Consider the following 13,429-nt stretch of genomic DNA (forward strand, 5'->3'; position numbering starts at 1 on the left):
AGGTCCGGACGGTACGGACACCGACCTCGCGCCGGGGACGTTCCCGGCCGCCCGGGACGTCCCTGTCGTGTCCAGGACATCTACTTGCGGCTCGGGCGTGTCGCGCGGTCCTACGGTCAGGCCGCGCCGGCCGGCCGGCGCTCGGAGAGCGCGGTGACCCCGGGCGGCGGCAACCCCGCGGTGGAGGCGAGCAGGGCGCACCAGGCCGACAGATGCGCGGCGAGGTCCTCACCCAGCGGCGTCCAGGACGCCCGGATCTCGACGTCCCCGGCGGCGGGCGGGCCGGCCAGCTCGCCGAACCGGGTCGAGACGGTCTGGGTGACCGTGCCGCCGGCCGCCCGGTGCCGCGCCTCGTGCGCCTCCAGGGCGTCGGTGAGCCAGGTCCAGCCCACCCCCGGCAGCAGCGGATCGGCCGCCAGGTCCACCTCCAGCTCGGCGGTCACGTAGGTGACCAGCCGCAGGGTGCCCTGCCAGGCGTCGTGCCCGGCCGGGTCGTGCAGCAGGATCAACCGGCCGTCGGCCACCTCGTCGTCGTCGCGCAGCACGGTGGCGGAGAGGGCGAACGCGTACGGCGCGAGCCGCTGCGGCGCACCGACCTCCTCCAGGACGATCTCCGCCCGGGGCGTGACCGACCGCAGGCCGGCGACCGCGCGGGCGAACGTCTCCGGGAGCGCGATCGGGGGGGCCATGACCGGAGCTTATGCCGACGCGCCGCCGCCCGCTGGGACGGCACGCCGAAGCAGCCACCGACGGCGGTGTCCCGTCGCCGACCGGGGCGTCCGGGGGTCAGCCGGCACCGTCGGCCGGGGGCGGGCCGGGCCCCGGATCACCGCCGCCGGGCCCGACCGGGGGCGCGGGTCACAAAAGGCGGCGCTGCCCGCCGCGTCCCCACGGGTGCGTGGCACGATTGCCCCGATGACCACCGACACCACGGGCACCGCCGCCCGAGACGGAGAATCCCGCCGCAGCGGGCCGGCCGACTCGCCCTTCGTCCGGGCCTGCCGCCGGGAGCCCGTCGGGCACACTCCGGTCTGGTTCATGCGCCAGGCCGGCCGGTCCCTGCCGGAATACCGGAAGATCCGGGCCAACGTGGGGATGCTCGACTCCTGCCGCCGGCCGGACCTGGTCGCCGAGATCACCCTCCAGCCGGTCCGCCGGCACGGCGTCGACGCGGCCATCCTGTTCAGCGACATCGTCGTCCCGGTCGCCGCGGCCGGCGTGGACCTGGACATCGTCGCCGGCACCGGGCCGGTGGTGGCCGAGCCGGTCCGCACCGCGGCCGACGTCGAGCGGGTCCGCCGCATCGACCGGGCCGACGTGTCCTACGTGGACGAAGCCGTCCGGCTGCTCGTCGCCGAGCTGGGCGACACCCCGCTGATCGGCTTCGCGGGCGCCCCGTTCACCCTGGCCAGCTACCTGGTCGAGGGCGGGCCGTCGCGTACCCACGCCAAAACCAAGGCGATGATGTACGGCCAGCCCGAGCTGTGGCACGCGCTCTGCGCCCGGCTCGCCGAGGTCACCCTGGCGTTCCTGCGGGTGCAGGTCGACGCCGGGGTCTCCGCCGTGCAGCTCTTCGACTCCTGGGCCGGCGCGCTGTCGGAGGCCGACTACCGCCGCTTCGTCCTGCCGCACTCCACCACCGTGCTGTCCGGCCTGGCCGACGCGGGGGTCCCCCGGATCCACTTCGGGGTGGGCACCGCCGAACTGCTCGGCGCGATGGGGGAGGCCGGGGCCGACGTGGTCGGCGTCGACTGGCGTACCCCGCTGGACGTGGCGACCCACCGGATCGGTCCGGAGCGCGCCGTGCAGGGCAACCTCGACCCGACCGTGCTGTTCGCCCCCTGGCCGGTGATCGAGGCCGAGGTGCGGCGGATCGTCGAGCAGGGCCGGGCCGCCCCCGGCCACGTGTTCAACCTCGGTCACGGCGTGTTGCCGGAGACCGACCCCGAGGTGCTGACCCGGGTGGTCGCGCTGGTGCACGAGGTGTCCGCGCGCCGGGCCGAGCAGGGCTGACCCGTGGGCGCGCGACCGTGGCGGGTGGCGGTGGTCGGTGGCGGCATCACCGGCCTGGCCGCCGCGCTGCGGCTGCGCGACCGCGCCCCCGCCGACACCGAGATCACCGTGTACGAGCAGTCCGGCGCGCTCGGTGGCAAGCTGCGCACCGGTGAGCTGGCCGGCCGCCCGGTGGAGTTCGGCGCGGAGTCGTTCCTGATGCGGGACCCGGCCGGGGGCGAGTCCGCAGCGGTGGCCCTGGCCCGCCGGCTCGGCCTGGCCGGGCGGATCGTGCACCCCACCGTCGGGCAGGCGGCGCTCGTCGTCGACGGCGGGCTGCGCCCGATCCCGGGCGGCACGCTGGTCGGCGTACCCGGGGATCTGGCGGCGGTGGTGGCGGTCGCCGAGCCCACGGCGGACGCCGACCGCGACGGCGGCCGGCCGCTGCTCGACGCGGACCAGGACGTCTCGGTCGGCGCGCTGGTCCGGGCCCGGTTCGGTGCGCAGGTGGTGCAGCGGCTGGTCGACCCGATGCTCGGCGGCGTCTACGCCGGCCGGGCCGACGACCTGTCCCTGGTCACCACCATGCCGGCGCTGGCCCGCGCGGCGCGGGTGGAACACACCCTGGTCGGGGCGGTCCGGGCCGCGCAGGCCGCCGCGCCCCGCGCGCCCGGTGCGCCGGTCTTCGGCACCCTGGACGGCGGGCTGAGCACCCTGGTCGAGGCGGCGGCCACGGCCAGCGGGGCGACGATCCGCCGGCACGCGGCGGTCCGTGAGCTGACCCCGGTCGGCGACGGCTGGCGGCTCACCGTCGGCCCGACCCGCGACCCGGAACTGGTCGAGGCGGACGCGGTGCTGCTCACCGTCCCGGCCCGGCCGGCCGCCCGGCTGCTCGCCGGGTTCGCCGAGGCGCAGGCGGCGACCGTCGGCGGGCTGAACTACGCCAGCGTCGCGCTGGTCACCCTGGCCCTGCCCCGGCCGGCGCTGCCCCCGCTCTCCGGCTTCCTGGTGCCGGCCACCGAAGGGCTGTTGATCAAGGCGTCGACCTTCTTCACCACCAAGTGGGGGCACCTGGCCGCGCCGGACGGGTTGGCCCTGGTCCGCGCCTCCGTCGGCCGGTACGGCGAGGAGACCTCCCTCCAGCTCACCGACGACGACCTGCTCGCCACCGTGCACCGGGAGCTGACCCGGGTGCTCGGGGTGGCGTTGCCCGCGCCGGTCGCCGGTCACGTGCAGCGCTGGGGTGGCGCGCTGCCCCAGTACCCGCCCGGCCACACCGGGCGGGTGGCCGCCGTCCGGGCGGCGCTGCGCGCGTCGCACCCCACCCTGGCGGTGGCCGGGGCGGGTTTCGACGGGGTCGGCATCCCGGTCTGTGTGCGCTCCGGCGAGGACGCGGCCGGGGAGATCATCGAAGCACTGGAAGGATCGGGGCCATGACCGAGCAGACGACCGAGCAGACCAACGCGGCCCGACTCAAGGAACTCAACGCCACCGTCCGTTACACCATGTGGTCGGTCTACCGGGCCACCGGCACGCTGCCGGCGCTGCGGGAGAACGTCACCGGTGAGGTGGAGTCCCTCTTCGAGGAGCTGGCCGGCAAGGACGTGGTGGTCCGGGGCATGTACGACGTGGCCGGGCTGCGCGCCGACGCGGACGTGATGATCTGGTGGCACTCGTCGTCCAGCGACGCCCTCCAGGACGCCTACCTGCGGCTGCGTCGGACCACCCTGGGGCGGGCGTTGACCCCGGTGTGGTCGCAGTTGGCGCTGCACCGGCCGGCGGAGTTCAACAAGAGCCACATCCCGGCGTTCCTCGCCGACGAGGCGCCCCGCCCCTACCTGTGCGTCTACCCGTTCGTCCGGTCCTACGAGTGGTACCTGCTGCCGGACGCCGAGCGGCGGGAGTTGCTGGCCGAGCACGGCAAGATGGCGCGCGGCTACCCGGACGTACGGGCCAACACGGTGGCGTCGTTCGCCCTCGGTGACTACGAGTGGATGCTCGCCTTCGAGGCCGACGAGCTGCACCGGATCGTCGACCTGATGCGCGACCTGCGGGCCTCCGGGGCCCGTCGGCACGTCCGCGAGGAGGTCCCGTTCTACACCGGCCGCCGTCGCTCCGTCGCCGACATCGTCAACTGCCTGGTCTGACACCCGCCCCGCCCCGCCTTGCCCTGCCCGGTGGTCGGGCCGCGGTGCCCCGGCGGTCATGATCGTGCCCGATCATGGAAATAGTGGCCTCCCGCCCGCGCGGGAGGCCACTATTTCCTTGTTGTTGCGTGTGCTGTGCTGTGCCGACCGGTCAGACGGTCGCGGTGCAGACCGGGGTGGGGCTGGCGCCGCTGCCGGAGGCGAGGAAGCCGAAGGTGGTCTTCCCCCCGGCGGCCAACGCGCCGTTGTAGTTGACGTTGCGGGCCGTCACCGTCGAACCGCTGCTGGCCAACGTGGCGTTCCACGCCTGGCTGACCTGCTGGCCCCCGGAGTACGTCCAGTTCACCGTCCAACCCTTGATCGCCGAGGACCCGGCGGTCACGTCCACCTCACCCTGGAACCCGCCGTTCCAGGTGGAGGTCACCCGGTAGGTGGCGGTGCAGCCACCGGTCGCCGGCGGCGGGGTGGTCGGCGGGGCCGTGGTGGGCGGCGGCGTGGTCGGCGGGGCCGTGGTGGGCGGCGGGGTGGTCGGCGGCGCGGTGGTGGGCGGCGGGGTGGTCGGGTTGTTGCCGCCACCGAAGTCGACGTCACTGCACAGGTAGTACGACTGGTCCAGGTGGCTGGCCTGCCACACGGTGTAGACGATGTGCCGGCCGGTACGGCCGGCCGCGTTCACCGGGATCTGGATCGACACGCCACCGGTGTCCTTGTCCCACTGGGAGGCCGGCGTGTTGCCGATCTGCCCGGCCAGCTCCAGGTTGCTCCAGCCCAGTGGCGTGGTCAACGCGTTGAAGCCCTGCTTGGTCACGTAGACCCGGATGTAGTCGGCCCCGTGGCTGGCCTGGTCGAAGAACTTCAGCCGGAAGCTGTTCGCGACCGACGTGGTCTTCCAGGCGCCGACGGTGTCCAGGGCGTTGTAGCGGCCGTTCTGGGTGCGTCCGCCGCTGCACAGCTGGCCGTTCGGGATGGCACCCTGGTGGTTGCCGGCGACACCCTCCCGGAACAGGCCGTTCCAGTTCCACATGGCCTGCGGGTCGGCCTGCCAGGCCTGCCAGCACATCGGGTCCTCGGTGGCCATTCTCGGGTTCTGGAACTCGGCGCCCCAGCGCTCCCAGCAGCTGTAGGCGCGGAACCCGGGGTTCACCACCGCGCCGTGCGCGGAAGCCGAGTTGGCCAGGGCGGTGGTGAGCAACAGCGCGATGATCGCGCCGATGGTGAGCAGCGACCCCGCGAGCGCGGTGGGTCGTCTGCGTAGGACGGTGGACATGGAGCCTCCGAGGTGAAGGGGTCGGTCGAACGACGCCCGGACGGCCGGGAGTTGCCCCTCCCATGCCTGCTGTGCGGCTCCCACGACGGCTCTATCCCGCAGGCTTGCACAGGAAAGCGGAATCCGTCAATGTTTCGGACGGCTCGACCAGGCGGCACCCCGGGTGGGCCGGTCAGCTCTCCCGCCGCATCGGCAGGTGCGGGATGCCGTCCTCGACGTACTGCGCTCCGGTCACCGTGAAGCCGTGCCCGGCGTAGAACCCCGCCAGGTGGGCCTGCGCCTCCAGCACGCACGGCCGGTCACCGACCAGCCGCAGGGCCTCGGTCATCAGCCGGCCGGCGAGCCCGCCGCCCCGGGCCGCCGGGTCCACCACCACCCGACCGATCCGCGTCACGTCACCCGGGTCGACCAGCATCCGCAGATACGCCAGGGCGACGCCGTCGTGGGCCAGCCAGAGGTGCCGGGTGCCGGGTTCGACGTCGCGACCGTCCAGCTCCGGGTACGGGCAGCGCTGCTCCACCACGAACACGTCGATGCGCAGCCGCAGCAGGTCGTGGAAGGTGCGCGCGTCCAACTCGGCGAACGTGGCGACGTGGACGTCGACGGTCTGAGGGGCCATCCCGCGATGCTAGGCGACCCCGCCCGCCGGCCCGGCACGCCCCGTGACGTCGGGGCCGGGTCAGGCCGGGCGGGCACCGACCGCGTCGCGGATCTCGGCGCCCAGGGCCTCCACCGCGCGGGCGCAGTGCGCGCAGCAGAAGAACCGGCCGCCGACCTCCACGCCGTGCCCGATGATCTTCACCTGGCAGTGCTCGCAGATCGGCGCGAGCTTGTGTGCCGCGCACTCGAAGCTGTCGAAGATGTGCACGTCACCGCTGACCGTACGCACCTCGAACGCCATCCAGTAGTCGTTGCCGCAGACCTCGCAGGTAGCCATCTGTCGTACCCCCCGAATCGGACATCTGCCCCAAGCGTGCCTCGCGGGAACGCCCAAAGGAGGCAAATGCCCTGAATTCGGTCGGGTTGGACGGCGTGTCGGGGTCAGCTCTGCGTCGGCTCCAGCCGGATCGAGACCGAGTTCACGCAGTGCCGGGTGTCCTTCGGGGTGAAACCCTCGCCGTGGAAGACGTGCCCCAGGTGGCTGTCGCAGCGGGCACAGCGGATCTCGGTGCGGACCATGCCGAGGCTGCGGTCCTGGATCTCCTTGACCCGGCCCGGGATGGCGTCGTCGAAGCTCGGCCAGCCGCAGTGCGAATCGAACTTGGTGTCACTGGAGAACAACTCCAGCCCGCAGGCCCGGCAGTGGTAGACGCCTGCGGTCTTGGTGTCGACGTACTCGCCCGTGAAGGGGCGCTCGGTGCCGGCCTCGCGCAACACCCGGAACTCCTCCGGGGTCAACCGGACCCGCCACTCGTCCTCGGTGCGGGGCAGCTCTTTCTCGTCAGGACTCACCGGTCAACCGTACGTCGGATGTCGGGGGCATCGCATATGGTCGCGCCATGGCGGGCAGCGCGAAGGCGACCGAGGTCGAGGTGGCCGGGCACACCGTCCGGCTGAGCAGTCCGGATCGGGTGATCTTCCCGGGGCGTGGGTTCACCAAGGCCGACGTCTTCCACTACTACGTCGCGGTGGGCGACGGCATCATGCGCGCCCTGCGGGACCGGCCGACCACCCTGCAACGCTTCCCCGACGGGGTCGAGGGGGAGGCGTTCTACTCCAAGCGGGTGCCCACCCGGGGGGTGCCGCCGTGGGTGCAGACCGTCGGGATCACCTTTCCCAGCGGGCGCGGGGCCGACGAGTTGCGCCCCACCGACCTCGCCCACGTCGCCTGGGCCGCGCAGATGGGCACCGTGGTGTTCCACCCCTGGCCGGTCCGGGCCGCCGCCGTCGACCACCCCGACGAGCTGCGGGTGGATCTCGACCCGCAGCCCGGCACCGACTTCGCCGACGCGGCCACTGCCGCCGCCGAGCTGCGCGGCATTCTCGGCGAGTTGGGCATCACCGGCTGGCCGAAGACCTCCGGCGGTCGAGGGCTGCACGTCTACCTGCGCATCGCCCCGCGTTGGACGTTCACCGAGGTCCGCCGGGCCACCATCGCGCTGGCCCGGGAGCTGGAACGGCGTCGTCCCGACCTCGTCACCACCGCCTGGTGGAAGGAGGAGCGCGGGCACCGGGTCTTCGTCGACTACAACCAGATGGCCCGGGACCGCACCATCGCCTGCGCGTACTCGCTGCGGGCCAACGCGCGGGCCACCGTCTCGACCCCGGTCACCTGGGACGAGTTGCCCGACATCGACCCGGACGACTTCGACCTGAAAACGGTGCCGGTCCGGTTGGCCGAGCGGGGCGACCCGCACGCGGGCATCGACGACGACCCGGTCGACATCACGCCCCTGCTCGACTGGGCCGAGCGGGACGCCGGGCACGGACTGGGCGACCTGCCCTACCCGCCCGACCATCCGAAGATGCCGGGCGAACCGAAACGGGTGCAGCCGAGCCGGGCGAAGCGCCCGGCCGACGACACCGCCGAGTCAAAGCCGCCGACCCCCGCCGACGGAAATCGGAATGCCGGCGGCGACGGTGGGTACGGGCTGTCCGCCGGTAATCCGAAATCAGTTGCGCAGCATGCCACTCCCACGCGTGAAAATGGCATTCCTCCGCACTCTTTCCGGTACTGATGATTGCGCTCGGCTGGTCGTCGCGCCTACGGTCGAATATGAAAGGTAGGATGCGCGGAAGTCGGCTGCACTCGTGTGAACAGGGATTATGCCCTCGCTGTGGAGTGTCCGGTCGGCTGCTGCCCGGCGGCGACAGTCGATTCGCCGGTCAGCGGCTCCGATTCATCCGACCGGACGCGGGCACCGGACAGGGGAATCACCATGGCGGCCACGACGAGAAGAACGCAGCGGATCGGTGGGACGCCGCACCGGCATTCCGTGATCCTGGAATACCTCAAGATCTTGCCGGCCGTGCTCACCGGGGTGGCGGCGGTCCTCGTCGCCCTCACCGGACTACTGACCCTGCTCGTCAGATAGTTTCCGGCAGGCGGTCGGCCGGGCGGTCCGTAGCCGGTTCCGGTTCCGGGGTCGCGGCCCCGGCTCGACGCCCGTCGCCCGGCCGGGACGTGTTCGCGGCCCGGGTGGACGGTCGGGCCGTCCAGGCGAGGAAACGGTCGAACAGTTCCGCCGGGGACGGGGCCGGGTGCGGATTGAGTCGCACCAGATCGGCGGTGGCCTCGAACAACTGGCTGGCCATGTAGATCGACAGTGCCACCCGGTCCCGCCGGTACTCCCTGGTCAGGAGCAGGCGGGCGGGTTGGCACGGCCAGGGTGCGGCGCACGTGCGGCACCGCCACAGCGGGCGCATCGGCGGATGCCCGCCCACGGGCCGCCGCTGCCGATCATGAACAGGCGAAACGTTCGACTCGGTCACGCCACTATCGTGGCCCTGTCCGTTGTCTCCGTCAATAGCCTCCGTAGTTGTCGGCGTCGAGATCGGTGGGTGCTGTCATTGTCAACCCGTGGACCTCGTCGGCGTGTCGGAGATCAGGACGATGCTCGGGAACGTCTCCCGGCAGCGCGCGTCCGTGATCGCCAACCAGAGGAACTTCCCGGAACCCGTGGCGGTGCTGGCGATGGGCAAGGTGTGGCGGAAGGTCGACGTCGAGGCGTGGATCCGCGAGCACCGGCCGGAGCTGACCAAGGACTGACTAGGCTCGGGCCGATGACCAGCCACATCCGCCGGGCCACCGCCCTCGACCTGCCCCGCGCCGCACGTACGCTCGCCGCCGCCTTCCACGACTACCCGTGGACGCGATGGTCGATCCCGGCCGACGACCACCCGCGTCGACTCGAAGAGCTACAGGCCCTCTACCTGGGCCACGCCCTCGCGCACGGCCTGGTCCTCGTCACTGACGACGCTCAGGCGGTCGCCGCGTTCCTGCCGGGCGACGCGCCCGCGCCGGGGGAGGGCCTCCAGGCGCGGATCGCGGAGCTGCACGGTGACCGGCTGGCGGCGCTCATGGCCGTCGAGCTGCCGGCGCGGCCACCCGGCGCGTGGGAATTCGCGACGTTGGGCGTCCACCCGGAGCGGCGCGGCATCGGTCTCGGCTCCGCCGTCGCCGCCGCGGGGGTGACCCTCATCGACGAGTCCGGCGACCCGAACGGCATCGCGCTGGAAACCTCCGACGAGCGCAACGTCCGCCGCTACGAACGTCTCGGCTTCACGGTCACGGCGCGCACCACGATCGAGGGCGGCCCCCTGGTCTGCTCCATGTACCGACCGGCCCGGCGGACGCCGGTCCAGGGCTGACCCTGGCCGGGTCGGGAGGCGTCCCGGCCGGCCCAGTCGGCTCAGCGTCCGGCGGCGATCGCCTCGACCGCCTCCTTGGCGGTGCGCAGGTCCGTCCCGGTCGCCTCCCGGTAAGCCTTGATCGCCTTGATCTTCTCGCCCCGGGCCAGGTGCTCCCGCACCCCGGGCAGAGCCGGGCCCCGGTCCACGATGCCCAGATGCTCCATGATCAGCCGCTGGCGACGCTCGATCTCCACCAGTCGAAACGAGCCGTCGCCCCGGCCGTCCCGGCGGGGGAGCTGCAACAGCAGCGCCAGCACGAGGGCGGTGCTCGACAGGATGAGGGCGATTTCCATGCCGCCGATCCCACCAGATCGACGCCGAACGGCCAACCCCGGCCCGGCCGCACGGTGACCGGAGTAACGATCAAGTAACGGGTGCGAACCTTTACCGCCGGGTCGCCACTCTTGCTCTCCGTCGGCCCGACCCCGGGCCCCCGGGGAGGCAACGGATGAAGCTGGTGTGGAGGCGGGCCCGCGAGGCGCGGGGGCTGCTGCTCGCGGCGGTGGCCGCCGCACTGGTCGCGATCGCACTGGTCACCGGGCTGGCCGACTACAACCGGCGGGCCGTCGACGCCGGTCAACGCGCGCTGATCGCCGCCGCCCCCGTCGAGGAACGCAGCCTGCTGGTCAGCGGCTCCGGCGGGCGCGACCACACCGAGTTCACCAGCCGGGACCGGGCCGTGCGGGACGGCTTCCGGACCGCCCTCGGGGACGTCCCGGTGCGGGTCGCCGCCGCCCGCTACGGCACGGGGCGGGAACTCACCGGCGACCTCGGGCCGGGCACCCGTACCGGCAAGGAACCGGTCTTCGCCAGCCTGGCCACCCTGGACGACCTGGTCGACCACGCCGACCTCGTCGACGGCGGCTGGCCCACCCCCGGGGCCGGCCCGCTCCAGGCCACCCTGCCGGAGAAGGTCGCCGGTGCGCTGGGACTGCGGACCGGCGACCGGGTGCCGATGCGCGACCGCAGCGCCGACCGGCGTACCGAGGTGGTGCTCTCCGGGACCTGGCGACCGCGCGACCCGGCCGACCCGTACTGGCGGCTCGCCCCCGGGCTCGGCGTCGACCCGGACGCCGACGCCACGCACGGGCCGTTCGTGCTCGACCCGGCCGACTTCGCCGCCACCTTCTCGGGCTCGGTCTCCGCATCCTGGGTGGTCGCGCCCGACCTGGCCGCCGTCGGGGCGGACCGGTTGCCGGCGCTGCGTCGGGCCGTCGCCACCGCCGCGACGGAGGTGCCCGAGGCGGCCGGGCTCGGCTCGTCGGCACAGGCGGTCACCACCCTCGACCGGCTGATCGACCGGATCAGCCGGGCCGACCTGGCCGGTCGCTCCGCGCTGGCCACCCCCCTGCTGCTGATCGTGGTCCTCGGCGGGTACGCGCTGGTGCTGATCGCCGCCCTGCTGAACGAGGACCGCCGGGCGCAGACCGCCCTGCTACGGGCCCGGGGCGCGGCCCGCCGGCAGCTCGCCGGCCTGGCCGCCCGGGAGGCGACCCTGGTGGTCGTCCCGGCGGCCCTGCTCGGGCCGCTGCTCGCCGGTGGGGTGCTGCGCCGGGTCGCCGCCGACGGCCCGGTCGACCTGGGCGGCGCCGTCGGCGGCGGCCGGTGGGTGTGGGTGGCGGCCGTCGCCACCGCCGTCGGTTGTCTCGTCGCCATGGTCGCCCCCACCCTGCGGGGCGCGGGCACCTACGTGGCCGACCTGGCCGCCCGGTCCCGCCCCGACCGGGTCGCCACGGTCAGCCGGGCCGGGCTCGACCTGGCCCTGGTGGCCTTCGCCGTGCTGGCCTGGGTGCAGCTGCGCCGCTACTCCTCACCCCTGGCCGGCGCGGGCAACGACCTCGGCGTCGACCCGCTGCTGGTGGCCGCGCCGACCCTGGGGGTGCTGGCCGGTGCGGTGGTGGCGTTGCGGCTGCTCCCCCCGGCCACCCGGTTCGCCGAACGGTTCGTCGACCGGCGGCTGTGGACCGCGACCATCTTCGGCATGTGGCAGGCCGGCCGGCGTCCGCACGCCGGACCGGTGCTGCTGCTCGCCCTCGCCGTCGGTGGCAGCACCCTGGCCTGGTCGCTGGTCGCCACCGGGGAACGGTCCCAGGTCGACCAGGCCGACCACACCGTCGGCGCGGACCTGCGGCTGGTCGAGCGGAGCGGGGTCGCCCCCGTCGACCGGGTCGCGACGCTCGCCGCCCTGCCCGGGGTCGACCGGGCGTTGCCGGTCTGGCGGGACGACATCCGGGTCGGCCGCGACGACCGGCAGGCCACCGTGCTGGGCCTGGACACCGCACACGCCGCCGAGGTGGGCAAGTTCAGCGACCGACTCGCCGACCGGCCCGCGCGGGAGCTGTTCGCACCGCTGACCGCCGCCCGGGGACCGGCCCTCGGGGTGCCGCTGCCGGCCGACGCCCGCAGCCTCACCGGCACCGTCCAGACCCCCGTCGACCAAGCCGTCGTTCCGCACCGGATCGCCGTGTCGGTGCTGCTCACCCGGGCCGACGGGGTGGCGTACCGGCTGCCCGTGGCGCGCACCGGCAGCGACGGGCAGGCCGTCGGGTTCCGCGTCACCCTGCCGGCCGTGGACGGGCTACGACTGGCCGGATTCGAGGCCGACGGCGGGGACGTGGCCGGCACCGAATACGCGCTCCAGGTGCGTGACCTGCGTACCGTCGGCCCGGACGCCCGGTCGACCGCCGTCGCCCTCACCGGCCGGTGGCGGGTGGCTGCCGCAGAGCCCACCGGGCAGAGCAGCGCCAGGGTCGTCGACGCCGGGCTGACCGCCACCCACCCCGTCGGGTTCCTCGACGGCGGCCGGTACGCCTACCAGCCGTCGTCCCGCTTCACGGTGGTGCCGGACGGCCCGGACACCCCCGCACCGGCGCTGATGACCCCCGCCGTGCGGGCCGCGCTCAACGTTCGGCCCGGGGAGACGGTCGTGCTGACACTGTCCGGGGTTTCCCTGCCGGTGCGCCTGGTCGGGGAGGTGACCGCGCTGCCCGCCACCGCCGGTGACGGGGTGCTGCTCGACCTGCCGGCGGCCACCGACTGGCTGATCCGCAACTCCGGGACCGTCCGGACGGTGCCCGAGTGGTGGTTACGGGTCGACCCCGCCGCGCACGCCGAGGCGACCCGGGCCGCCGCCGCCCTGCCCGGGACGACGCTGCTGGACCGCCGGCAGGCCGCCGCCGTGGCCGCCGACGACCCGTACTGGCAGGGTGCCCGGACGGGGTTGCTGGCCGCCGCCCTCGGTTCGGTGCTGCTCGCCCTCGTCGGTCTGGTGGTGGACGTCTGGGCCACCGCCCGACACCGGACCGGTGAGTTCGCGGTGCTGCACACCCTCGGCGCGTCGCCCCGGCTGCTGGCCCGGGCGCTGCTCGCCGAGCAGACCTTCCTGGCCGGGATCGGCGTCGGTGTCGGGCTGCTGCTCGGCGCGGTGGTCGGGGCCACCATGGCGCCGCTGGTGGTGCTCACCCCGGCCGCCGGGCGTCCGGTGCCCGCACCGGTGTTCGCCCTGGCCTGGACCCCGATCGGGTGGACCGTGGCGGGGTTGCTGCTGGCCGCGCTGGCCGGCAGCGCGGCGATGGCCGCCGGGCTGCGGCGGCGGGTCGCCATCGCCCGGCTGCACACCGGGGGAGACCGGTGAGGGCGTCGACGACCGGACCGTCGCACCAGGGGGAGG

At 74.1% G+C, this 13,429-nt stretch carries 14 protein-coding genes and 1 pseudogene; 8 read left to right on the forward strand and 7 right to left on the reverse strand.

Features of this window, described 5'->3' with window-relative positions; genetic code table 11:
- Positions 1–116 precede the first annotated feature (116 nt).
- Complete coding sequence (locus J7462_RS28490) at positions 117–689, reverse strand: DUF3000 domain-containing protein (protein WP_208569517.1); 573 nt, start codon at positions 687–689, stop codon at positions 117–119.
- A 226-nt stretch (positions 690–915) separates the two neighbouring features.
- Here J7462_RS28490 and hemE point away from each other — a divergent pair, with 226 nt between their 5' ends.
- From hemE to hemQ, 3 genes are read left to right on the forward strand one after another with little or no spacing between them, the layout of a single operon-like run.
- A complete protein-coding gene (gene hemE, locus J7462_RS28495; protein ID WP_219468717.1) occupies positions 916–2,013 on the forward strand; it encodes a uroporphyrinogen decarboxylase in 1,098 nt (365 codons plus the stop codon).
- 3 nt (positions 2,014–2,016) lie between these two features.
- On the forward strand, positions 2,017–3,429 hold the full coding sequence (gene hemG / locus J7462_RS28500; RefSeq protein ID WP_219468720.1) for a protoporphyrinogen oxidase: 1,413 nt from the start codon (positions 2,017–2,019) through the stop codon (positions 3,427–3,429).
- Positions 3,426–4,139 (forward strand): hydrogen peroxide-dependent heme synthase, encoded by a 714-nt coding sequence (gene hemQ, locus J7462_RS28505; protein ID WP_208569514.1) that lies wholly within the window; start codon positions 3,426–3,428, stop codon positions 4,137–4,139. Before hemG ends, hemQ begins: the two co-directional genes overlap by 4 nt.
- 151 nt (positions 4,140–4,290) lie before the next feature.
- On the opposite strand, the gene J7462_RS28510 is transcribed toward hemQ, so the two are convergent.
- The 4 genes from J7462_RS28510 to msrB form a co-directional block, all read right to left on the reverse strand.
- On the reverse strand, positions 4,291–5,406 hold the full coding sequence (locus J7462_RS28510; protein ID WP_219468724.1) for a lytic polysaccharide monooxygenase: 1,116 nt from the start codon (positions 5,404–5,406) through the stop codon (positions 4,291–4,293).
- 172 nt (positions 5,407–5,578) lie between these two features.
- Positions 5,579–6,025: a GNAT family N-acetyltransferase gene (locus J7462_RS28515; protein WP_219468727.1), complete on the reverse strand. Its 447-nt coding sequence runs from the start codon at positions 6,023–6,025 to the stop codon at positions 5,579–5,581.
- A 60-nt stretch (positions 6,026–6,085) separates the two neighbouring features.
- Positions 6,086–6,343, reverse strand: coding sequence for a Prokaryotic metallothionein (locus J7462_RS28520; protein ID WP_219468730.1), 258 nt, complete (start codon positions 6,341–6,343; stop codon positions 6,086–6,088).
- A gap of 104 nt (positions 6,344–6,447) precedes the next feature.
- A complete protein-coding gene (msrB, locus tag J7462_RS28525; protein ID WP_219468733.1) occupies positions 6,448–6,858 on the reverse strand; it encodes a peptide-methionine (R)-S-oxide reductase MsrB in 411 nt (136 codons plus the stop codon).
- A gap of 47 nt (positions 6,859–6,905) precedes the next feature.
- Here msrB and ligD point away from each other — a divergent pair.
- Positions 6,906–7,907 (forward strand): annotated as a pseudogene (ligD, locus tag J7462_RS28530) (non-homologous end-joining DNA ligase); the annotation flags it as partial.
- A gap of 378 nt (positions 7,908–8,285) precedes the next feature.
- A complete protein-coding gene (locus J7462_RS28535; RefSeq protein WP_219468737.1) occupies positions 8,286–8,441 on the forward strand; it encodes a hypothetical protein in 156 nt (51 codons plus the stop codon).
- Here the strand turns inward: J7462_RS28535 and J7462_RS32690 are convergent.
- Positions 8,434–8,679, reverse strand: coding sequence for a hypothetical protein (locus J7462_RS32690; protein WP_255597932.1), 246 nt, complete (start codon positions 8,677–8,679; stop codon positions 8,434–8,436). The genes J7462_RS28535 and J7462_RS32690 overlap by 8 nt on opposite strands.
- Before the next feature lie 247 nt (positions 8,680–8,926).
- Between J7462_RS32690 and J7462_RS28545 the strand changes: the two genes are divergently transcribed.
- Both J7462_RS28545 and J7462_RS28550 read left to right on the forward strand, forming a co-directional pair.
- Positions 8,927–9,115 (forward strand): hypothetical protein, encoded by a 189-nt coding sequence (locus tag J7462_RS28545; RefSeq protein WP_208569508.1) that lies wholly within the window; start codon positions 8,927–8,929, stop codon positions 9,113–9,115.
- A 14-nt stretch (positions 9,116–9,129) separates the two neighbouring features.
- Positions 9,130–9,717 carry a GNAT family N-acetyltransferase gene (locus J7462_RS28550; protein WP_219468741.1) on the forward strand — a complete coding sequence of 196 codons (588 nt, stop codon included), beginning with the start codon at positions 9,130–9,132 and terminating at the stop codon, positions 9,715–9,717.
- A gap of 41 nt (positions 9,718–9,758) precedes the next feature.
- On the opposite strand, the gene J7462_RS28555 is transcribed toward J7462_RS28550, so the two are convergent.
- Positions 9,759–10,052 (reverse strand): hypothetical protein, encoded by a 294-nt coding sequence (locus J7462_RS28555; protein WP_208569506.1) that lies wholly within the window; start codon positions 10,050–10,052, stop codon positions 9,759–9,761.
- Between the two features lie 155 nt (positions 10,053–10,207).
- Between J7462_RS28555 and J7462_RS28560 the strand changes: the two genes are divergently transcribed.
- A complete protein-coding gene (locus tag J7462_RS28560) occupies positions 10,208–13,393 on the forward strand; it encodes an ABC transporter permease (RefSeq protein ID WP_219468744.1) in 3,186 nt (1,061 codons plus the stop codon).
- Positions 13,394–13,429 lie beyond the last annotated feature (36 nt).

Source organism: Micromonospora sp. RL09-050-HVF-A (assembly GCF_019374995.1).
In the GTDB taxonomy this organism is placed as follows: Bacteria; Actinomycetota; Actinomycetes; order Mycobacteriales; family Micromonosporaceae; genus Micromonospora; species Micromonospora antibiotica.